This window comes from Akkermansiaceae bacterium (genome assembly GCA_024233115.1).
Classification (GTDB): domain Bacteria; phylum Verrucomicrobiota; class Verrucomicrobiia; order Verrucomicrobiales; family Akkermansiaceae; genus Oceaniferula.
Genome location: JACKQB010000004.1, coordinates 500,968 through 522,418 on the forward strand (window position 1 = coordinate 500,968; position 21,451 = coordinate 522,418).

Here is a 21,451-nt window from a genome sequence, read left to right on the forward strand (position 1 = left end):
AATTACAGCGACATTCTGTAGCCACTTTGGCGAGGGTGCAAGTCCAGAGGGTGGCAGCGATTTGATTTGTCAGGAAAAAATTCTGCGCCGTTTCGGTGGTTTGATCATCGAGGCAATGATCAGTCCGGCAATGGTCCATGCGATCAACGGGTCGAGCACCTGGGCAAGGGTATGGGTATCAGGGAGTTCAAACCAGTTCCAGGTCGGCAGGGCTACGGTGGTACCGGCAAACAGGCCCATGGCCGGTCCGACGCTGGCCCGGGAGATGTAGCGGGTGGCGCGTATCCTATGAATGGCGATTGTGATAATCAACGCCCCTGCGAGCTGGATGCAGAACGAGCCGATCAGGGCCGTGGTTTCACTCCAAGGGGCGGCCAGCTTACCCGGCCGAACGACGGCATAGACAAAGGGGCCGTCGGTGATGGCTTTGGGGTCGGGTTTGCCATCCACCTGTTTGGGCAGGACATAGAGGCCGTGGGCGGGCGCGTTTTCCGTGATCACTTTGGCGACGGCGGCATCGTCCTTGAAGTCAGCCATCTGGTGCCAGGGCAGTAAAACCCAGGAAACAAAACCCCAGGCAAAGGCAGCAACGGCGCCGGCGAGTGTAGCGGTGAGAATACGTTTCATTGGTTTAATTCCACTCTGTCGCTTCAAGTTTGAAGTTTCAAGTTTGAAGTGAATGGGTTATGCCATGGGCCATGCTCAACGTTGTTCTGGTGGCTCCTGAAATCCCGCATAATACCGGGGCGGCGGGACGTCTGTGCCTGGCCACGGGCACCAGGCTGCATCTGGTCAAACCTCTCGGGTTTTCGCTCGACGACCGGCAGGTCAAACGGGTTGGGCTCGACTACTGGAAGGATGTCGATGTGGTGGTGTGGGAAAACTGGGCCGCGTTTACCGACTCGGTGGAGGCAGGCGCCGGGGTCTATTTCCTGACCACCAAAACCACCCAGCCGCACTGGCAGGTGAGGTTTGAGGACGGCGACTACCTTGTATTTGGTTCGGAAACCAAGGGGCTGCCGGAGAGTCTGTTAGCACGGCATCCCGACCAGTGTCTGACCATCCCGATGAAACAAGGCTCGACTCGAAGCTTGAACCTATCCACATCCGTCGGCATCGTGCTTTATGAAGCTGTTAGGCAGCTGGCGGTGTGATGCCCAGTTAATCGCCTGGCGCAACCATTTTTTCAAACACAGGCTTCTTGGAAGCCTCATCGCTACCGAAAAACGAGCCGACGTCCTTGGAGGTGATAAAGATGAACAGGCCGAAGATCATCAGCACAAAAGCCGTCTGGACGAACTCCAGGACCCTCGGTTGCACAGGGCGGCGGGCGATGATTTCCAGGATGGAAAGCGTGATATGTCCACCGTCGAGGACCGGGAACGGCAGCATGTTGAGGATGGCGAGGTTGATGTTGAACAGCACGGTAAAGCTGAGGGCGAGCTTCCAGCCATCCGGAGAGGTCAACATCTGGTAATAGCCTTTGCCGATCCCAATGGGGCCGGCGAGGTGTTGGACGCCGACATCCGAATCACTTGAAATCACCTTGGTGATGGTGGTGTACATGATACCCGCGCTGTGTTTGATCTGCTCGGTCGGCGTGGGGTATTCGATGGTGGATGTCACCAGGGTGGGGTCGGGGCCGGGGAGGATACCAAAGCTCGCTTTGGCATCTTTCGGCGACACCGGTTGGCGGGCGGTGAGGGTAAAGGTCATCTCCTTGCCCTTTCTCAGAACGACAACTGTGGTGGGCTCCCCCGAGAGTTCGGCATCGACGACGTGCTGGTAGGTGAGGGCTTTTTTGCCGTTGACGGTTAGAATCTCATCCTCCTTCTGGATGCCGGCCTCGGCGGCGGGGCTGTTTTCTATGACCTCGCCGACGAGTGTGCGGAAGCCCATCATGATGCCAACCTGGCGCATCGCACGCCGCTCCCACCACTTGGTGGGCGGGATGTGGTAACCTGATTTGACAACGATAGGCTCCGGGGAGCCTGCGCGCTCGACGGTGAACTCGATGGTTTTCCCCTCGCTGAGCATGATGTTTTCACTGACGCCGGTATCGGTGTCACCACGCCAGCGGTCGACGGGGACGCCGTTGACCGCGATGATTTTGTCACCCTCCTGGAAGGCGGGTTTTGCCTCGGCGGCGGGTTTGTCTTTATCGATATAACCCACCGTGGTGCTGTTGAGCTTGTAGCTGGGCTTGCCAACCCCCCAGACCGCAAAAGCGGTGAGGACGGCGAGCAGAAAGGAGAACAGCGGGCCGGCGAAGGCGACGATGATCTTATCGATGGGTTTCGCCGGGGGCAGCGGCTTGTCGGTCATGTTGTCGCCCTCGATTTTTTCCATGGTGACCATCTGGGGCAGGGCGACAAAGCCGCCGAACGGGATCCAGCCGAGGCCGTATTGCACCCCGTTGTAGGTTTTTTTCCAGATCGGCTTGCCGAACCAGATTTGGAAACGTTCCACCTCGAGCCCCCTCCAGCGGGCGGCGAGGAAGTGTCCGAGTTCGTGAACAAAGATGATGACGTTGAAAATAACGATGACAACGAAGATAACAAAGAGGGGCATTAAAAAAGACATGTCTCGGTAGGTAGGGGTAAGGGTGGCTGCGGGGGTGGCTGTGCGTGTTCTTAGAGTGGTGGGCAATGTAATGGAAAACCAGCCACTGGCAAGCTCGGGATTGTTGATCCGCCGGATGGCAGAATTCCGGGTTGCAAAATCGGCCGGATGGGTTAATCGACCTGTGTATGAAAAAAACCTTCTATTTGATTCCTCTGGCCGCCGGAACTCTTGCAATGAGCTCATGCAACACCTTTATCGGTATGGGTAAGGACATCCAGAGCCTCGGTTCGGGTATGCAGAACACAGCTTACAAGAAGTCCGCCACGGCACCACCACCGGTGCAGGAAGCGGTCCCGGCACCGCAGCCGGCCCAGTAGTTTCCGGACCGTCTGGCATTATGGCCGCTCGATGACCTGCAATCCGGCAAGGCGGAATTGTTTGACTTTTCCAAATGCCGGAGGTGCGTACTCGAAATAGAGGCTCGCTGCGGTCAGGTTGGCAAAATAGACGTACTGCCCGGGCTTGCCGGTGTTGGAGCACAGCAGCTTTCTATCGTCGTACTGCTGCCGGGTGTACGACCGGACTTGTCCGGGATACGCATTTCCGCCCACCTTCACGGCACTTGCCAGGTCGGAGGCAATCAGGGATTTTTTCTCCGCGGACTCCCACAGGTCAACCCGGCTGACCGGCTGCTGGGCACCGTCCTGCTGGAGCTCGTCAAGGGCGTATTCGAGGTAGATGACGAGGTCGTAGCGGCGGAAGCCGGCCTGATCAAGGCCCTTGAGGGTGAACGCCACATCCTCACCCTCCAGACAACTGCTCATCAGCAGCAGGGTGCCCGGCGCATCGGCTTGGGGGTTGTTCCTGTCGTTGGTGAGTTCGTTGGCCTGCCAGCTCAGCTCCAGTCCGGCTGCGGGTTGGCCGCTGGCCAGGTGCAGGTTGGTGGCGCTGCCCTTGAGTGTGTCGTCCTGCGGGGCGCGTGTCTGGGAGTGGCTGAGGTTGTTCCACTGCGCCTGCTGCAGCGCCGGCACCCCGGCTTGGCGGTCCCGTGGAATGGCATAGCTGCCGTCGGTGTAGAAATTCACCCCCAGCTGCTTGAGACTCGGGTCGATGGGTGCGATTGAGGCGGGAAACGGGTTGCGCGTCAGCCCCAGTGACCGGAGGGCGGGGGTGTAGACTTCCCGGACGTAGCCTTCATATCGGTATTTGAAAACCTTGAGGTTCTTCTCGACCTCGGGAGCCGATTGTTTGGCACCGTAATCCCGGGCCGAGCCCTGAAGCCGGGCGAGGTAGAGCTCCTTGTCGCGGCGCAGGCGATCGCGCCGCGCCTTCCTGTCGTTTTCCTGGTCCTCGGCCTTGAGCGGCGGCTTGGCTTGCGCGGAATCGTCACCCGCAGAGTCGTCATTTTTTCCACATCCTGATAGAAACGACAGGACAAGGGCGGCGACCAGCCAGTTTGAGAAGAGATACAATCGCATGGAACTATTTGGTAATGATTTCCTCGGCGCAGATGATCACCGAGAGGTCCGACTCGCCGGGGCCGTTTTGCTGGCGCACCAGGATTTTGTTAAACCCGCGGTGAAAACGGACCTTCTTGAAACTTTCGTTCAGTGCCCAGTCCGACATCGTGTCCTCCTCGATGGCCACCTGGTCGTTCACCCAGACCTTGGCGGTGTCGTCGGCGGCGATGGCCAGCACCATGTCGGTATCCTCCTCGAAGTAGAGCTCGGTGTAGAGGAAATAGGCGGAGTCGCGCCACTGCGGGTCCATGGCCATGAGCACGCTGTCGAACTGCTTGAACTTCCAGGTGAGCGGTTTGCCGTCCTGGCCGATGCCGTAGTTGGCCTCCAGGTCGATTTCCCGTTCCGGGGGGAAGGAGACGCGGTAATCGACCCGGCCGTCGGCCCAGGGTGCCTTCCACGGGCCGATGAGATACCAGGAGTCGATGTAGAACCACCCCTTGCGCAGGCTTTCCTTGGAAAAGCGGCGGGCCGGCAGGATTTGGCGAAGTTGATCGTGGGAAAAATGATACTTGGACGCGGCCAGGGCCTCTTTCCATTTCATGCCGGTCTGGTCGAACGTGCCTCCCGATTCAAGCCGCAGCGGATCGTCCGGGCCGCTCTTGATTTTGTTGCCGTAACCTTCACCCCTCTTGCTTAGGCCTGTTCCCTGACCCCGGCCCTGACCGCCTTGCCCTGATCCCATGGCGGCGGCGAGAGCGGCGGCGCGCATGTTAGGATCGGTGAGCCGCTGGTGCCGGTTGATGCTCCGCGCCGCCTGCTGGATGCCCTTCATGGCGTCCTTGGTGAAATTGGCAAAGTCGTCCAGCGATTCCCCCTCGGGGTTTTCCGCCGAGTTTTTTGAGTCGGGCGACTTCGGGGTGGAGGGTGTTTTGCCGTCGAGTTTGTTTTTCTGATAGTCCGGGTTTTTCTGGCTGGCCAGCGAGTCGTTGAACGAGAGGTCATCCTTCTTGGCTTTTTCGGCAGCCTTGATGTCGGCATACAGGTCGTTGGCCTGCGCCGCGAGGTCCTGGGCGAGGTCGTGCAGCTCCTTCACAGTCAGTTCGGATAGCGGCCGGGGCTCCGAGCGCATCGGGTTGGTCTCACTGTCGGCCAGGCCTTCGGTCATCTCCCTCAGGTCGTTCTCCGCGAGTTTTTTCAAGTCGTCGGCGACGTCCTTGGCGGCGGCGGACGCCTGCTCCGAGTCCTCCTTGGGCTCACCCTCGGCGGCATTTTTCGACGCTTCGTCCAGTCGTTTGGAAATGTCGTCCGCCTTGTTGGCCAATTCCTTCAGCTTGTCCTCGTTGGCGGGTTTGCCCCCGGGGTCCTTGGGGGATTTTTCCTCCGCCGTCTTCTTCAGCTCCTCCTCGATCTCCCTGGCCAGTTCGCTCGCCTCCCTGTCGAGGTCATCGACCTCTTTCCTGTCGTCCTTGTTATTGAAGGTGTGGGCCTTTTCCTTGACGATCCTGGCGATCTCATTGATGCGGTCGATCATGTCCTGCTTCGGGTCGCGGAGCTTGTTAAGTTCCTCCATCCGCTCCCGCTCCATGCGCTCCATCTCGGCGACCTGGCGCTTCATCCGCTCAATCTCCCTGAGCATACGCTTGCGCAGTTGGTCTTTCTTTTTCTTCACCACCTGGTCCTTCAGCTCCTTGGGCATCGGGCGGCGTTTTTTCTCGGTGACTTTCTTCTTCTTTTTCGCTTTGTCCGCCTTGCTCTCGTCCGATTGCGTCTGCTTCGATACTTTCAGCATGCTGCTGAGCAGGTCGGGATAAATGCTCAGGGTGATGGCGGCGGAGCCGACAAGCAGCAGGCAGAGAAACACGGCAAGCCGACGGCGGCGTGCGTAAATGGCCTCGAGGGCGCGGTCGATGGAATCGAGTATCATAATTCAGTTAGCCTTACTTGTTAGCGGTTGTAAAATTCATCGTAGGTCCTGACAGCAAGATTGTGAAATCCGACAAACTGGCAGAGGTCGAGCACCTCCACAACGCGGAAGGCGGGGCAGTCTGTGTCGGCGTCCAGTCGAATCTGGTGGTCCGGGCCGTTGGTGACGTAGAGGTCCTTCAGGGTGATACGGAGTTCGTTGAGATCGGAGGGCGCACCGTTGACGTGGACTTCCCCGACGGCGTTCAGGCCGATGACCGTGTTTTTATCATCGGCGGGAAGCTCCAGCGCGGAGGTGGAGCTGGGCAGGTTGATGGCGATGTCCCGGTTGTCTTTTTTTAACATGGTGGTTAGCAAAAAGAAAATCAACAGCAGGAAAACGCAATCAATGAGTGGTGACAAGGAGACCTCAAAGCCCTCATCGTCTTGGTCGGATAGTCGCATGGTAATGGATGGGGATGGAGGTTACTGGCCTTGCATGCGCATTCTCCTGGACGACTGTTCGTCGAGGAGGCGGAGGCTGACGTTGGTGAAATTGTTTTCCTGGAAAAGGTCCAGCAGCTCCACGATCAGGGCGAAACGCGTGTCGCGGGGAACATCCAGCCTGAGGGGGTCGCTTGACGGCTGGGACGCGCTGAGCTTGCCCAGGTACTCGGGCAGTTTTTCCTGGATCGGGTGATAGGTCACGCGCCCGATGTCGGTCTGGCGGCTACCCAGGGTGTAGAATCGACCACTGGGGCCCATGGCGATCACCTGGATCTCGGGAGTCGCCTCCTTGGCGGAACTCAGGTTCATGTCCGGCATGCTGATGGGGATTTGCTTCTCCTTTTTCTTCAGCATGGTGGTGGCCAGAAAGAAGATCAGCAGCAGAAACACGCAGTCGATCAGCGGGGACATGCTGACCTCTGGCTCTTCCTCCCGGAGGCTTTTACGGCGGCGATGGCGGCGTCTCATCGGATCTTGTTGTTAGAAGAATCAGACGGATGCGGTGGATTCGTCCGTCAGCTCCTTGACGGGCTGTTCCGGCTCGGTGTCCTTGGTAAACCCGCTGGTCTGGAAGAACCAGGTGCTGGCAAGCGATTCAACGGCCTCCTCCAGGTCCTCGGAGTAGCGGTTCAGCCGGGTGCGCAGGTAGTGATAGATGACAAGGGTGGGGATGGCGATGACCAGGCCCATGGCGGTGGTGATCAGTGCCTTGCCGATGGAGTCGGCCAGCACAACGGAGGCCTCGGAGCTGTCCTCGATCAGGGCAAACTTGGCGAAGGCCTCGATCATTCCGATCATGGTGCCGAGCAGTCCGAGCAGCGGGGCGAGCGAGGCGATAATGCCGATGGGTGCGAGCTTGCGGCGGTGTTTGTCGATTTCACGCGCGCCGATGTCGGCGGCGCCTGCCATGTAGAGTTCGGGATCGTTGCCGCGGTGGTTGACGATGTAGGTGACCACCTTGGAAAGCACCGACGGTGACTTGGCGCAGCGGTCGCGGATTTCGCCGAAGTAGTGGCCTTTTCCAAGCGGGGCGATCTCCTTCATCAGGGGTTTGGAAACGATCAGGTTGGCGCGCAGGTTCAACAGTCGCTCGATGGTGAAACCCACGGCGGCAATGGCGAGAACAATCAGCGCAATGCCTGTTAGACCACCTTTCTGGAGTTCATCCATCCAGTTGATTTCCACACTGATCGGGGCCTCCGCATCAGACGCGTGGGCATAAAGCGAGGTGAGCAGCAGCAAAGTGGCGGGGACGAGAGAGGTGCGGACGTGTTTCATAGATGGTGTTTGTAGGCTGGTTGTGTGAAGGATATCGGATATGATATACCACTTTATGGGCAGGTAAGTTTCATCGTGCGAGACGATAAATCGGGCTTGGTCTTATTCCATATTCCAGAGTCAGGTATTGGCATATTCGGTCGGCAATTTTATCGGATAAGGTTGATTTGGACGGGTGCTTTCTCATCATAGGGTCTGGAAACGACCGTCTTGCCGCCGGCTTTCACAAGGATGTGTTTTCCCGCCCCCTTGGCGGTGACCTTGATGTCGATGGATGTGCCGAATGCATCGATGTTACGCAGCTCCATCGATGGCCAGCCTTCCGGCAAACGCGGCTGGCAGGTGAACGAGCGCAATCCCGTGGGGTGAAACCCAAACATGCCCTCGACCACCAGGCGGATGTAGAGGCCGCTCTCGGCGGAAAGGTGGCGCTGGTTGCCCTCGGGGTATGCCTCCACCGCATACGGGACATGGTCGCCTAACAATCGTCGCGTGGAATATTTTTTGAGATACTCGATCCCCTTGGCCGTTTCACCCGTCGCGAACACGCCGCGCAAGCCGTAGAGCGTGGAGCGGTCCCAGAAGGTGTTTTTACCCGCTTCCGTGGCAAGACCGTCATCCGTCCAGAGTCGTTCGGAAAAGAGCGCCTTGATCGTTCCCTCCCTGCGGTCGTTGATGCCAACTGTTAGGGGGATGCAAATCCAGGCGCGCAGCACCTCGTTGCCCTCGTAGTAGCGGTAGGTCTCGAAACCCTCCACGTTGGCGCCGAAGTGGGATTCGATCGCCTTGCGCAGTGCCTCGGCCTCCTGCTGATATCGTTTGATTTGCGTTTCAGGTTTACCGAGATCACGACCCAGCGCGGCGGCGGACACTAGGGCGTCATAGGCGAGGCTGGAGGTGCAGAGATTGGCCTTGCCGGCGGGGAAACGATGCTCCAGCTCATCACAATCGGACTCCACGACACCGTTCGCATTGGTTTTCCTGCGGCAGAATTCCAGGCACCACTCGATCAGCGGCCAGAGTTTCTCCGCGGTGTCTTTGTCACCTTTGGCAAGGGCGTATCGCGTGGCTCCGTAGGCGATCATCGCCGCGTCACCACGGTCCCCCACCCCGTTCCAGATGGAGTCACCCTCGGCGACGATCGACGACGGAATCGGTTTCCACTCGTCATTCATGAAGCGGGCAAAATGCCGGAACGCGTTCTCGGCCGACTCCCGTCCGTCGGGGTCGCCCAGGTAGGCAAAGAGCGGGTTCACATACTCCGCCTGGTCGTTGGCCCAGATGGCGGCGTAGTAGCGACCGCCGCCGGGGCCGTGCATCAGGCCGCCCTTGGTTTTGTAAATGCTTTCCGCGGCGCGGATTTTTGCAAAGGCGTAGGTGCGGTTCAACACAGGATCGGGACACTCGAACTCCAACCTGCGATCCAGGCCGGCGATGTAGTCGGCTCGCGTTTGCAGCTCCTCCGCCGCGTCAAGCCGGAGCGGCTGGGCGGATGCGCGGCGGGCACTGTGGACGACGGAAAAATGCAACGACTTTCCCGGTGCCAGCTTCACCTCGGTGTCGCCGGTCGATTCGCTGGTCATCACATAGGCGCCGTCCACCCCCTTGTCGGCTTCGGTGCGGTGTTCATTTTTGAAACCCTTGAGGGAAACCTGCCGCGCAGTGTCCCCGACATTCTCCATGGTAAAGCGCTCAACGGCGGCTGGTTTCTGCATACATGGAAACAGGACGCGTGTGAGTACAAGACCATCGCCCACCTCGCTGCGGATACCCATCAGCCCGCGGTGGGTGACGCTGATCGGTCGCTCCCTCCCCAGCGGCTGCCCGTCCACCCGGATCTCCGGAAGCAGGGCACCCTCGAAGTCGCGGGCCAGATTCCCGTGGGTGTCGTTGGGCAGGATGCGTAACATCGGCCAGACCAGGTGACGGCCCAGCTTCAGGCTGCCGTCGGGTTCGATGCCATAACGGACGATCATGGAGATGTAGCGGCCACTCATTTCGATGTGATCGTGGTGTCCGAGAGCGAGGGGGTCGTTCTTGATCGTCCAGCGGATGGAGCCGTCGCCCTCGATCGTCCACCGCGTTTTGGACAGGTATGCGGCGGGTTTTTCACCGTCGTAGCTGATGCGGGCGTCCGCCCAGTCGGCGTGGTCGGCGGTGATGCCGTCACCTCCCCCGTCGATGACGAGGGTGAGAAATTTTTTACCCGTTAGATCGACATCGACGGTTTTGGATTGGAACAACCTCAACACCCCGCTGTCAAAAAGCATCTCGCCATCGGCGATCACCGTGAAGCGTACGGTGGCGCTGAGGTTGGCTTCATCGTCCACCCCGACGACGGCATGAAACCCGCGGGCCTTGCCGTCGAGCTTAATCACCATGCGGCTATCGGCATGGGTGCCGACGCCGCGCAGATGGATTTTTTTATTGATGCTGATGGGTCTGCCGTCCAGGGATTTTTTCGCCTGTGGTTTTGCGTACCCGGAACTCATGGCGGACAGGTCGAGTTCGTCGAGCCAGACGTCTTTTGCGTTAATCGTGGTCATTCCGGAGAGGATTGCAGCTAATGTTAGGGTGCTCAGGTATTTGTTCACTTCGTGTCGTTAGTTTTGGGTTCAGATCATATTAAAGTGGATGGCATGGGTCAAAAAATTCCCGTGTGCCCGGTCGGCGCGTGTTCCCCTCACGGGTCGGTACGGACCGGCTCCTTGCGCGGCGGCATGTCCTTGTAAACCTTGAGCAGGGGCTGCCTGGTTTCGGCGTGGACGTAGCTTACGATGAACAAGCGGGTTCTCAGGGTAAAACGCACCTTGGTCTCCGCCACGGTCCGCCAGTGGCCCTGGTTGGAAAGCATTTTAAACACCACCGGCGCCATGTTGAGTTCGGTGCGTTTTGTCACATCGCCAACCTGCGCATACTTACCCGGGCTTATTTTCCGCACATGCTCGCCGAGCTGGAAGGCCACCTCCGTGCCACTCATGTTCAACACCCGGGAAGAGCCCAGCGGGAACGATTTCAAATCATCATTCAGCACCCTCACATCGTAGAGCAACCCGTTTTTTTTCCCGCTCGGAACGAAGTAAAACAGCACCTCCTTCAGCTCGTCCGCCACCCTGGCACGCGCCACCACCACCTTCTTCGGCTCGCCCCCGGCATCCAGACCCTCCTTTTTGTAAAACACTGCCTCTCCGTCGAGCAGGGTACACGGGAAGCTGTTGCTGAACGCCTCCACCGGCATCAGGATCTGATACGCGTCCTTCTCGCCGAGTACGTGGATGTCCGGGCTGTCGGCGACACGCTCAAAACACAGCGTGCGCGCCTTCACCAACCGCTCCGTCTGCGCCGCGACCGGCAGACAGCCGACCATCGCCAAGGCTCCGATCATTATTCTTAAAGTAAAATGGTTCATGATTTTAATGTGGTTCGTTGTTTTTCACAGCACTACACCCCGCCCCGGGTGAGCCAGCGGAAGCTCACCATGCGCAGGCGGCGGCCGTGGATTTTGTTGGCCGGGCTGGTCAGTGCGGCTGTGCCCGTTTCGTTCGCATCGGCGCTGTCGAGGTAGTCGGGCACCCGCTGGACCACCGCCTCGCACCAGGCGCGCGCGAGCACTTTGCCGACGGCATCCACAGACTCTCCGTAGGCCCGCACGGTAAATGTGTTAGACCTCACCGTGGCCGTGTTTCCCAGGAGATTCATCAGATGCCCCTGGCTGACACCACCGGGCGCGGCCTGGGTGGAGTGGCCTTCCGCGGCCTTCACATTGGCGTATTCGTAACCACTCACATCAATGCCGCCCGCGCCGATTCTCACGCCGTCGCCACTCAGCGCGGCGTTGATATCGGTCCTGTCGATCGCCGCTTGCAGCGCGCCGGACAAGGTCAGTTCGTCCGGCCCACTGAGCCTCCGGTTGACAAACTCCGCCAGCGACAAAAACGGTCCGCGTTTACGCACCTCGCTGACAATCTCCGTCGCCAGTTCATCAAGCTCATCCTCGTCGAGCTCGCGGTAGCCGTTCCAGTGGCGGTGGCGTGCAAGCAGGGGGTCGTCGTCGGCCTCACCCAGGCTGTTAGGAAGCCGGAAGCGGCTCACCGGGTTGGTGGCGGCGGATTTTGCGACCAGGGAATTCGTCAGTGCATCATAAACGGGAAAGTCGCTGTGGTGCAGCCCCCCCAACACCGCCTTCCACGCCTCCTTGGAAACCGAGTTCACGTTCCACTCACCCCGCAGCATCTGGTAGGCGGCTATTTTTTTGTATCCGTCTGCCGCATGCACATCCGCCGAAATATCCGTGGTCGATTTTCCACCCGTCCAGGCGCTGAAGCGGGTGTCCAGCAGCGGTTTGTCGCCGTTGAGGAAACCCTCCAACACCTCGGCGGTCGTTCTTGCGTTGGCGGGATCAAACATCCCGCCCGCATACTCCGACACCGTCGAGCAGTAAAACCGGTCGAAGAGGTGGTGGTTGAGCAGGTAGCTGTGGTCGAGCATCTCGCCGCTATGGGCAGCCCCGGCAGGCAGCAGCGGATGCGCCTGCGAGTTCGCCACCGGGTAATCGAACTTCGGCAGGTAGCCGGACGCGTTCAGGTTCGCATTCTGCAAACCGGCGACCGACTGCACAGGCGCCACCGGCAGCTCGCTGTGGACGCCGAAATTCAGCCCCGCGTTGGCGGTGTGTCCGGTGATGAACCTGCCCTGGTTCTCCGCGTTGACCTGCACCTGGTTGATGGTGTTTCCCGGCATCGGCTCCAGGTTCAGCTCATAAAAATGATGGGAGCCGTGCTCGTCTTTCAACGCGGCGGAATTGATATCGCTGAGCGGATTTCCAAAGCACCACGCCTTGGTGGCGTAGCGCCCCTCGCCACCTCCCGCGGTCCCACCGAAGGAGGTTTTGCCGTAGGCGCTGAATACGCAGAAGGCGCGGGCGGCGGCGTAGTTGGCAAGCAGCTCGTTGTTGCTTTCATACATCGCCGAGCAGGTCAGCGGAGGCTCGCCAGGCTGCGGGTAAATATACGCCTTGCCGGCGGGGGCGGGCAACATGGCCGTCAGCTTGGCTTCGCTGTCGAAATCCATCTCCACCGCACCGATGCGGCTGGGTTCTCCGGTGGCTGGATCGGCGGTCGAGACAACCACCATAAACCGATCCTCTGCATTTTTCAGCGCGGCGGGTTTGTACTCCACCTTCACCTCGTCATCCCAACGCAGACCGATGACACCATGGCTGTTACTCCACGAGGGATCGTGCGAATACTCCGCGACGCGCGCAGGGGTGGAGTCACTGACAGGAAACAGGTAATCCGTTTCAAACCCGATACCCTCGCCCGCCCAGCCGGGCACCGCCTTGATGTCGAGCGTGATTTTATTGTAGTCGCCATTGACATCGAAGTAATACGTCCCGTTGCCACCGCGCCCCTGGGCCAGCTCGCTTTGCCATGAGTAGTTCGGTTCAAAAAACGAGGAAAACACCCGGACCTCCCCCGGCAGCAGGGTGACGGGTTTCGGCGTGTCCCGCGAGCTGCGTCCATCCAGACTCATCAGGAACGACTTGGTGTGACTGCTGGTATTGCCGACGATGGGGTGGTATCCGTTCGACTGCGGCTGCCCGTTGCGGTAAAACCTGAAGGCGACCGGCACATTCTGGAAATCAACCCGCAAGCGGTCGAACTTCATCGCCACGTTGTACGGGTTGTACAAGGTGACCACCGGGGAGTAGACGATGTGCAGCATGTAGTCGCGGTTGGGATCGCCGGTCTGCCTGCGGAGCTTGTCCTCCGGGTGTTTCCTTCCCCACTCGTTGTGGGCGTCCCGCGTCACCAGACTGTAGATCATCTGGATCTTGGCGATGACAGGCATCAGCACTGCGCCCTCGGCCGACTCCTTCGCCACCTCGACAGGTGCTGCGCCGGGCGTCGGGCCGTGGAAATTCGACCGGTTATAACGCGCCTCAAGATGAGGCACCCAGACGGTTTTATCAATCTGCCCGGTCGCCAGGTTGTAGATTTTCCCCTGCACATGGTAACCCGGCACAGCGTCGTAGCCGGCGGGCGCGCTGACGTCGATCTCGGGTAGAAAGTCGCCACTGGCCGCACCCGGCACCCTGCGCACCCGCTTGTAGAGCGAGGCGTAGTCAAATATCTGCTGCCAATACGGGCACGACGCCTGCATCGGCCCGGGCGGAGTGGCGGCGGGGTTGGGGCCGGTGTAAATCCTCTGCCCGGCGAACTCGGTCGGTAGCGTCGCACCGCCTGTCATCAGGCTCAGGTCCTCGCGCAATCCACCGTCCACCACATTGCTCATCACGCCCTGCGACCATACTGTTAGATCGTGACTAAACCTTCCCATGTCCACGGGAGACGCCGCGCCGCTGATGTTAGGGTCTAAATCGATCTCGCCGACGGTGATCATTTTCCCCGGTCGGGCCGTCGCCGGATCAGGGTTATAGTCGGGATTTATTTTCTCCAGCGCGGCGCGCCCGGCCGAACCCAGCACCGCGCTTCTCTCCGCCAGCGACGCGTCTGCCGGGGATTTGACAAGAGGCAGGTCCACCCGCGCCTTCACCCCCTCGTCCATCACCACCCACGCCATGTTGCCTGCATGGGCACCCGCGACCGGGACCTTGCCCGCGTTCACGTGATCTTCAGTTGCCCCCTCCGCGCCCAAGGTGCCCGCACCCAACATCCCGACCGGGTTGGTTATCGTGCCATCGACGGCAAAGGACGGCGTGCTGACCGCCGCATCATCCGCATTCGACACCAACCAGCGCCTGAACCTGCCGTTTTTCTCCGCATCGTAATCCGCCGGCGGATTGAACGGGTCCGGCCTCCAGGAGTCCCACACCCCGGCCATGTGTCGGTGGACGGCATCCGCGTCTGTGATCCACCCGGTCGCCGTCACCCGCTGGTCCGGCCCCGCCTGTTTCTGCAGCTCGCCGATGGCGATCATCAGCGCCATACGTGCGTTCGCCTGCGCCTGCTGCATGGCATTTGACTGGCGGGATGCCCGCATCTCCACCGTGCCCAGGCCTAGCATCGCTAGCGCCACCAGCACCAGCAGGACCATGACCGAGATGGTCGCAACCAAGGCAAAACCTCGCGGGCCGCTGGACCGACACACCGGGTCGGCACGCCACGCACAAACGGGCAGCTCGACGTTGTCGGTGGAAACGAAGCACATTACTCAGATCATGTTAGACATTTACTTCAGCGGTCAAAAATCAACGTCCACAGCCAGGATTACCTTGTTCCATAACAAAAAACCCGCCGCCGCAGATCACGGGGCGGGCTTGGAAATCTTCCTCGCGGAATTACTTGCGACGGCGCAAGATCAGGGCAAGACCACCCAGACCGAGAAGCGCGGCGGATGACGGTTCGGGCACTGCGACAGTGAAGGTCACGAAGTCCCCATTCGTCGTCGCAACAAGCGTTCCCGCACCATAAACAGCCACGTCAATGGGCACGACCTCATTGGTGTTGTATGAGGTAAATTTACCGGTGCCGCTGTTGTAAGTTCCCGCCGCCTTGAAGGAGGAGCCCTGCTCGATGTTAAGAGTACCGCTCATGCCTGTCCAACTGCCGGGGTTTTTCGCATAAATCCTGACGTTGAGCCCGTTGAACTCAACTGTTGCTCCGCCTGTGACGTTAACAATCCCGTGCTGGTTGTCGCCATTGGTGAAGCGAATACCCCGAGTATCGGAAATGGTTCCAATAAGGGTGCCGGGGCCGGAGATGGTCAGTGTTTCACCATCCAAGAAGATGCCGCCTAGAGAAGTGTCTCCAAAAGTAACGGTCACTCCCGAGTTAATCGTCCAGGTGGTTGATGTATCCCCGCCGGTGCCCACGAAATACTCATCGTTCAAAGACTGGGTAGTACTGAAAACCTGGGTACCCAGGTCGAGGGTGGCGGCATGGGCGGCTCCCAGAGTCAAGGCCAGCGCGGCGGCGGCCATGGTAAGTTTGTTTAGTTTGTTTTGCATGGTTTGATGGATGGGGGTTTGAGTTGGTGATGAATTTTAATGAATCCGTTGGCTCACAAGCCATACTTGACTAATTCGATAGTCACCAATCTAGATTAAGCCCCTCTTGGTGTCAAATATATCCGCAGGGGGTCGCCTTTTTTCTCGGGGTCTGTGCGGATTCTTGAAAAATTGCTCGGTAATACGTCAATCCATCCACTCCGGTCACAGAGCATCCATGACGTGGACGGCCTGTTCCTGGTCGATTGCTTTGACAAACCTGCAAACCGGTTTACTTAAACGTTGCTTAAAACAACGTCCTTCACCGGAGTCCATGGGACGCCTAACAGGTCGGCGCACGCCAAACGCATCACCGGGTCCTCACGCGGGAGATGGTGATGCGGAATGTCAGGTCGCCGCGCTTGATGAGCAGCTCGGTGTCCTGCACCGAGGCGGAGGCGGCGAGTCTGGACAGAAAATCGCTGCTGCTTTGCACCCGCCTGCCGTTGATGGCGAGGATGTGATCGCCGATCATCAGCTGCCCCTTCAGTTTGCTCTCGGCACTGACCCTGGAAATGATGATCCCCTGCACGCCGGCGGTGAGTTCCGTGGGGGTGGCGTCGCGGACATAGATACCGATGGTGGACAGCACGGTGCGGGCGTCGAGGCGGGGGTCGATGCCGTTTTCCTCGGCGCTGAGGATTTCCTTGTTGAAGTCATCGGCCTCGCCGATTTTCGCGGTCAGGGTGTGTTTGGCCCCCTCGCGCCAGATTTCCAGGGTGACGTCCGAGCCGACCTTGCTCTGCTGGATCAGGGCGATCAGGCGGCGCATGCTGTTGACCTTTTCGCCCTTGTAACGGATGATGATATCGTCCTTGCGCAGACCGGCCTTGATGGCGGGGGAATCGGGGACGAGGCCTACGATGCGGACCCCGTCGCGTTCCTGGTAATTGAATTTACTGCGGGCGTAGGGATCGAGGTCCTGCATGGCCATGCCCAGGAAACCGCGGACCGGACGACCGCGGGCGAGGATGTCCTGCATGGTTTTCAGGGCGGCATTGGAGGGCACGGCAAAACCGATCCCCTGGAAGCCGGGGTTCTTTTTGTCGGTGGAGTAAATACGGGAGTTGATGCCCACGATTTCCCCGCGGATGTTGACCAGCGGCCCGCCGGAGTTACCCGGGTTGATCGGCGCGGAGGTCTGGAGAAGATCCACCTGGCTATCTGAAAACGGTCGCTTTTTCGCCGAGATTTTGCCATCGGTGACCGAGGTGCCGAGTCCGAAGGGGCTACCGATGGCAAACACCGTGTTGCCGACCTCGACCTTGGACGAGTCTCCGAACTTGAGGGGTTGGAACGGGCCTTTGTCATCGATTTTAAGCACGGCGATATCAACGGTCGAGTCGGCGCCGATGACCTTGGCGGAGTGGACGGTGCCATCATGCAGGGTGAGGCGAATGCGCGGGTTTCCCTGGATGACGTGGTGGTTGGTCAGGACGTGGCCCTCTTTGGTGACGATGACGCCGGAGCCCTGGCCCTGGACGGCGCGGGGCTGCACCCAGGTGCGCCCCCAGAAGTCGCGGAACCGTTCTTGTCGGATACCGGAGGTATCGATGCTGACGACGGAGGGGACCACGGCGCGGACGAGTGCCGCGCTTTCGCTGTTGATGGCGGCAAGGATTTCGACGTCCTTGAGGTTGACGGACGGTTTGTCCCTGAGTGTGTAGGTCTCGCTCTCAAAACCGTTGCTGGAACTACGCCCTGTCAGGATGTCTTTCCAGCTGTCGCCGTTCTGCAGTTTGCGGATGACAAAGACGGCGAGGAAGGCCATGCAAAAAACGGCCAGCAAGACAAGAAAGCGTCGGAATCCGTCATTCATGGTATTTTATTCTAAGGGTGAGGGGGGGGGACAGACACTCCCTCGGACCGGCCGGGGGAGTGTTGGCTGTTGGCAATGACTAGCTGTTCATTTCCTCGACAATCTTGGGATCGCCGAGAATCTTGCCACGGGCAGCGCTTGCCTTGCCAAACAGGCTGCGGATACGCTTGGCGTAGGCTTCTTTCTCCTCGCCTTCCTTTTGTCCGGCCTGGAGGGCTTTGCACAGGGTGGTTGCGGCGGTGTGATAGGCCTCCATGCGTTTGTCGATCTTGTCCTTGATTTTATCGAGATGGGCAACGGACTCCTTCGCCGTTGCTTTGGTTTCCTCGCCGAGGCCACCGTATCCGAAGGCTGACATCTCCTGGTCAATTTCATCCAGGGTTCCCCGCAGTGAGAGGGTATTGGTAACCTTCCCCTGGGCAACCTCAAGCAGCACCTTGGCGGAGAGGTGGTTGGGTGCGTTTTCGAGGACTTTTTTCAGTTGTTCCTGCACCTTGGCGTCCTTGAGAACGGACAGGCCGCTTTCCTGCACCAGGTCTGCCACGATCTGATAGGTTTCCATGGCGGTGACGATCTCACTGGATTTCTCAACGCGGGAGAGCTTGTAGGCGTCATCGAAATTCTTCTGGGTGAAGACGTTGATCTTGAGCAGGGGGGCGGGACCGTCGAGCAGGTAGGAGTCGTACACCCCCTTGGCGTTGCCGTGCGGGATACCGACGATTTTGCAGTCCTTGTTGATGGCTCCGCGGATCTTGCCGGCAACACCGCCGATGACACCGGAATCCCCGTCGGAGGTGATGGTGCCGGTGACAGCGTAGGCCGGATCAATCTCATCCCCCGTGAACAGGGAGTCAACGGCGAGGGCAAAGGCGGTGCCGGCGGACGGGCCGTCAACGAGCCCTTTATCGCCCAGGGTGATATCGACCACGACACCCGAGGGGCGTTTGTCTTTATCATAACGCACCCGGAAGAACTTGATGACCTCCTCAATGGAGCCGGCCATCATGGGCCCTACTTTCTGGTCGAATTTAAACAGAATCCCTTCCTGTCCCTCTTCCTCAAGCGCGGTGAGGCGGATGGGAAGCGCGGAGCCGGCATGTTTGCCGCTGGCGAGTTTACTCACCGAGAGGCCGATGATCTTGGTTTGTTTACGGGCGAATTTCTTGGCGGTGCCGCCGGGCATTTCACGTTCCACCTCCGTGAATTCCTGCGGGCCACCGGACCAGGGGTTGTTGTTGTGGTGGACGGCGGCCTTCAGCAGCCCCTTCCAGTTGGCTTTAAACCCGGCCTTGCTCAGCTCGCCCTGGATTTCCTTCAGTTTATCGGCTTTTTCACCGTCGGGGTCGAATTGAAGCGCGATGTCGACGCAGTAGGCGGCGCAGGTCTGGTTGTCCTTGTTGTCTTTTTTGCGGACCAGGGAGCGGATGCCGGAGTAGAGTCGGCTTGCGGTGCGTTTTTTCTCAGCACCATCCTCTTCAATGGTGTCGCCGCTGGATTTCAGCTGTTCGAGGCAGTCCTTGACCTTGATGCTGTCCTGGTCGAGACGGCCGGCAATGGCGAGGGCATACGAGCGGGTGTCATACTCGACCTTGTGGTCTTCTTCGTTGAAATCGCGGGCCACGCTGACGAGGGCGCCAACAAGACCGGCGCGATCGAATTTATTGAGCTGGATCTCCTTGGGGTTGAAGATCTTTTTTTCCATGTCGGGCGGGCGATAGGCAGCGGCAACAGGGAAGGACGAAATGATCAGACCAATGGCGGCCATAAACAGGCAGCATTGTACGAGAACGTGAGGGCGGCGGGTCTTGGTGCGGGTCATGGTGGGTGGATTATTCCTATTGATGATACTTTATGCAAAGCGAAAATCCGCGGCGAAGGGTTCTTTTTTGATAGCGGAATCTGGTGATGGTTGGGGTCAGGAGCACCTCAAGCGGAGGTGGACTGGATGCTCGGACGGTTATTTTTTCTCTGCTTTGAGCGGTGTAGGAAACCCTGCCGCCACCATGGCGCGACTGTGCAGCGCCTCGCACGATCTAACCATGTCGTAATAGAGCGCGCGGGCTTTTTTATAATCATTGCTTTTAACATCGACCGCCCTGCGGGCAATGGTTTGAAGTCGGCGGAAGTCGTTTGCCATGTCCAAGGCGTCTTTGTAGAGGCTGTCGTGGGAGCGATCCACCAGGCGCTCGATTTTATCAAGCTTCGCACGGGCGGCCTCATGGGCGGCTTTGCATGTGGAGGAGCTTATCTTATCGACGCTGATGCTGTCGGTGAGCACTCTGTACATCTGTTGGACGATGGGAATCAGCTCGTGGGCGAGTGCCTCTTCCGACAAGCGCATGGGCCGTTTACCGCTTCCTTGCAGCGACAGGATTTTGGCGGAGATGTGGTTAGGGGCGAGTTCGGCGATCTCGGCGAGACGCTGCCTCACCACGCGGTTGACGGCGAGCTTGGTCACGTCGGTTTTCCTGGCATGGTTCTGGATGGAATCAAATATTTTTTCTGCTTTTTCCAGATCGGACTCACTGTGTTTGGCGGCGACTTTGAGTGCGTCATCGAGGTTGGTGGCGGAAAAGACTTCCCAGCGTGTAAAGAAACCGGGTTCATCGTAGACGAGCACCTGAATCATCAGTTTGGCGCTTTCGGGTGAGACGATCAGCCTGCCACCGGCTTTGGATTCGCGCAGGGCGGTGAGCATTTCCCAGAAGTTCTCAGGTTGGCTGAGTCTTCCTTTTTCGTCGATGAGGGCACAGACGTGGATGTCCTCCCTGAGCGGCGTATTCCTGATGGATGCTTCAAACATCAGGGCCAGCGGGGTGGCGAGGCTGAGTCCGTTGCTCGTTCGGTAGCTGCCATTGGAAATGGTGACCTTGCTTCGATAGTGGGGGAGGCTGGAGTGACGGCTGACGAACAGGGTATAGAGCAGTTTGCCCAGGTTTTGATGCATCGAGTTGTCATCGTGGCTTTTGTTGGCAATCTCCTTGATCGAAAGGCGGTCCTTGTCATCCGGCTTGCACGGGGAAAGCTGTAACCGGACAGTGGCTATCCTGCTGAAGTAGTTGGTGCGGTACAAATCCTTGCCAGGCTCCTTGGGGTCGCGGTACTTTATTTTCGTCTGTAGGGCAAAGGGCGCTGAGACGGTCTGCTCCTTGAGGTGGAAATCGGACCCGGCCTTCGGTGGCTTGGGCTTGTCGTCCGGGTCATGCCCACCGTTTCCCACATCCGGGGACGAGCGATCGGGGTTGGCTGTGCGGTCATCCTTGGGTGGCCTGGGGAGTTTCCCGGAGGACACATAGCGATCCACGTCCGGGACAATACCCGACCAGTTCGCCAAGTCGGTATTGCCTGCCGTCTCCGCCTTCAGGGTTTTGGTGGCATCGGTGATGTAGGCGGAGAGCTGGTTGGCATCCTGTCCGGCTTCGGGGTTGGCTAGCCAGCGACTGAAAAAGCGCAGCCGTGCCTTGGCCGTGTTCATACTCGACTCACCGGATGGCTGCAGGTGTTTTTTGCCAGCGAGGGCATCATTGGTCTCACGGGCGTCCTGGCTGGCGGGGTCGAGCCTGATCGCAAGCGCCAGGAGTTGTGCTGTGGCCCGCTGCTCAGCGGGTGAGGCGTCATGCTCGCGACGGGCTATCACCACAAGATGTTTCGACAACTCCCTCATGCTGTCGACCTGGAGTGGTATTTTTTCGAGTTTGAAGATCTCCTTCGAATCATCGGGCTTGATATATGCGGCGGCATGACCCGAGCCGGGCAACAAGACCATGGCGAGGGATACACAGATGAGCCGAAGGTAAAATTGAGCCGTCATAACTTGTGTCAACGTAGGTGAACGCCAATCTTTTTCAAGACCCAATGAGCCGGAATGCAATCTTCGATGCCGCCTCATCATTTTGTGCGTGAAGTCAG

The 21,451-nt window shown here is 59.0% G+C and carries 16 protein-coding genes; 2 read left to right on the forward strand and 14 right to left on the reverse strand.

All coding sequences use genetic code 11. The features are described from left to right. Positions 1–69: 69 nt before the first annotated feature. Positions 70–627 (reverse strand): hypothetical protein, encoded by a 558-nt coding sequence (locus H7A51_13110; GenBank protein MCP5537153.1) that lies wholly within the window; start codon positions 625–627, stop codon positions 70–72. A 71-nt stretch (positions 628–698) separates the two neighbouring features. On the opposite strand from H7A51_13110, the gene H7A51_13115 reads away from it, so the two are divergent. After that, positions 699–1,154 (forward strand): tRNA (cytidine(34)-2'-O)-methyltransferase, encoded by a 456-nt coding sequence (locus tag H7A51_13115; protein ID MCP5537154.1) that lies wholly within the window; start codon positions 699–701, stop codon positions 1,152–1,154. A gap of 7 nt (positions 1,155–1,161) precedes the next feature. On the opposite strand, the gene rseP is transcribed toward H7A51_13115, so the two are convergent. After that, complete coding sequence (gene rseP, locus H7A51_13120; GenBank protein MCP5537155.1) at positions 1,162–2,583, reverse strand: RIP metalloprotease RseP; 1,422 nt, start codon at positions 2,581–2,583, stop codon at positions 1,162–1,164. A gap of 185 nt (positions 2,584–2,768) precedes the next feature. On the opposite strand from rseP, the gene H7A51_13125 reads away from it, so the two are divergent. Beyond that, positions 2,769–2,942 (forward strand): entericidin A/B family lipoprotein, encoded by a 174-nt coding sequence (locus H7A51_13125; protein MCP5537156.1) that lies wholly within the window; start codon positions 2,769–2,771, stop codon positions 2,940–2,942. Between the two features lie 18 nt (positions 2,943–2,960). On the opposite strand, the gene H7A51_13130 is transcribed toward H7A51_13125, so the two are convergent. From H7A51_13130 to H7A51_13185, 12 genes are all read right to left on the reverse strand, one after another. Further along, positions 2,961–4,043, reverse strand: coding sequence for a hypothetical protein (locus tag H7A51_13130; GenBank protein MCP5537157.1), 1,083 nt, complete (start codon positions 4,041–4,043; stop codon positions 2,961–2,963). A 4-nt stretch (positions 4,044–4,047) separates the two neighbouring features. Continuing rightward, positions 4,048–5,952 (reverse strand): hypothetical protein, encoded by a 1,905-nt coding sequence (locus H7A51_13135; protein ID MCP5537158.1) that lies wholly within the window; start codon positions 5,950–5,952, stop codon positions 4,048–4,050. 20 nt (positions 5,953–5,972) lie between these two features. Further along, positions 5,973–6,395: a biopolymer transporter ExbD gene (locus H7A51_13140; protein ID MCP5537159.1), complete on the reverse strand. Its 423-nt coding sequence runs from the start codon at positions 6,393–6,395 to the stop codon at positions 5,973–5,975. Positions 6,396–6,416: 21 nt separating this feature from the next. Continuing rightward, entirely contained in the window at positions 6,417–6,905 is a 489-nt protein-coding gene (locus H7A51_13145; GenBank protein MCP5537160.1) for a biopolymer transporter ExbD, read from the reverse strand. 21 nt (positions 6,906–6,926) lie between these two features. Beyond that, positions 6,927–7,715, reverse strand: a complete 789-nt coding sequence (locus H7A51_13150; protein ID MCP5537161.1) for a MotA/TolQ/ExbB proton channel family protein — start codon at positions 7,713–7,715, stop codon at positions 6,927–6,929. 149 nt (positions 7,716–7,864) lie between these two features. Further along, positions 7,865–10,309 (reverse strand): NPCBM/NEW2 domain-containing protein, encoded by a 2,445-nt coding sequence (locus H7A51_13155; protein ID MCP5537162.1) that lies wholly within the window; start codon positions 10,307–10,309, stop codon positions 7,865–7,867. 89 nt (positions 10,310–10,398) lie between these two features. Then, a complete protein-coding gene (locus H7A51_13160; protein MCP5537163.1) occupies positions 10,399–11,124 on the reverse strand; it encodes a hypothetical protein in 726 nt (241 codons plus the stop codon). A 32-nt stretch (positions 11,125–11,156) separates the two neighbouring features. Next, positions 11,157–14,885, reverse strand: coding sequence for a hypothetical protein (locus H7A51_13165; protein ID MCP5537164.1), 3,729 nt, complete (start codon positions 14,883–14,885; stop codon positions 11,157–11,159). 130 nt (positions 14,886–15,015) lie between these two features. Continuing rightward, positions 15,016–15,684, reverse strand: coding sequence for a PEP-CTERM sorting domain-containing protein (locus H7A51_13170; protein ID MCP5537165.1), 669 nt, complete (start codon positions 15,682–15,684; stop codon positions 15,016–15,018). 349 nt (positions 15,685–16,033) lie between these two features. Then, complete coding sequence (locus H7A51_13175; GenBank protein ID MCP5537166.1) at positions 16,034–17,542, reverse strand: trypsin-like peptidase domain-containing protein; 1,509 nt, start codon at positions 17,540–17,542, stop codon at positions 16,034–16,036. Positions 17,543–17,621: 79 nt separating this feature from the next. Then, a complete protein-coding gene (locus H7A51_13180; GenBank protein MCP5537167.1) occupies positions 17,622–19,361 on the reverse strand; it encodes a hypothetical protein in 1,740 nt (579 codons plus the stop codon). A gap of 138 nt (positions 19,362–19,499) precedes the next feature. Next, the gene (locus tag H7A51_13185; protein MCP5537168.1) at positions 19,500–21,353 is read right to left on the reverse strand and encodes a hypothetical protein; all 1,854 of its coding nucleotides are present in this window, start codon (positions 21,351–21,353) and stop codon (positions 19,500–19,502) included. Positions 21,354–21,451 lie beyond the last annotated feature (98 nt).

Coding starts and splice junctions, on each gene's coding strand:
- H7A51_13110 (MCP5537153.1), bottom strand. CDS start 627: ATGAAACGTATTCTCACCGCTACACTCGCCGGCGCCGTTGCTGCCTTT.
- H7A51_13115 (MCP5537154.1), top strand. CDS start 699: ATGCTCAACGTTGTTCTGGTGGCTCCTGAAATCCCGCATAATACCGGG.
- rseP (MCP5537155.1), bottom strand. CDS start 2,583: ATGTCTTTTTTAATGCCCCTCTTTGTTATCTTCGTTGTCATCGTTATT.
- H7A51_13130 (MCP5537157.1), bottom strand. CDS start 4,043: ATGCGATTGTATCTCTTCTCAAACTGGCTGGTCGCCGCCCTTGTCCTG.
- H7A51_13135 (MCP5537158.1), bottom strand. CDS start 5,952: ATGATACTCGATTCCATCGACCGCGCCCTCGAGGCCATTTACGCACGC.
- H7A51_13140 (MCP5537159.1), bottom strand. CDS start 6,395: ATGCGACTATCCGACCAAGACGATGAGGGCTTTGAGGTCTCCTTGTCA.
- H7A51_13145 (MCP5537160.1), bottom strand. CDS start 6,905: ATGAGACGCCGCCATCGCCGCCGTAAAAGCCTCCGGGAGGAAGAGCCA.
- H7A51_13150 (MCP5537161.1), bottom strand. CDS start 7,715: ATGAAACACGTCCGCACCTCTCTCGTCCCCGCCACTTTGCTGCTGCTC.
- H7A51_13160 (MCP5537163.1), bottom strand. CDS start 11,124: ATGAACCATTTTACTTTAAGAATAATGATCGGAGCCTTGGCGATGGTC.
- H7A51_13165 (MCP5537164.1), bottom strand. CDS start 14,885: ATGTGCTTCGTTTCCACCGACAACGTCGAGCTGCCCGTTTGTGCGTGG.
- H7A51_13170 (MCP5537165.1), bottom strand. CDS start 15,684: ATGCAAAACAAACTAAACAAACTTACCATGGCCGCCGCCGCGCTGGCC.
- H7A51_13175 (MCP5537166.1), bottom strand. CDS start 17,542: ATGAATGACGGATTCCGACGCTTTCTTGTCTTGCTGGCCGTTTTTTGC.
- H7A51_13180 (MCP5537167.1), bottom strand. CDS start 19,361: ATGACCCGCACCAAGACCCGCCGCCCTCACGTTCTCGTACAATGCTGC.
- H7A51_13185 (MCP5537168.1), bottom strand. CDS start 21,353: ATGACGGCTCAATTTTACCTTCGGCTCATCTGTGTATCCCTCGCCATG.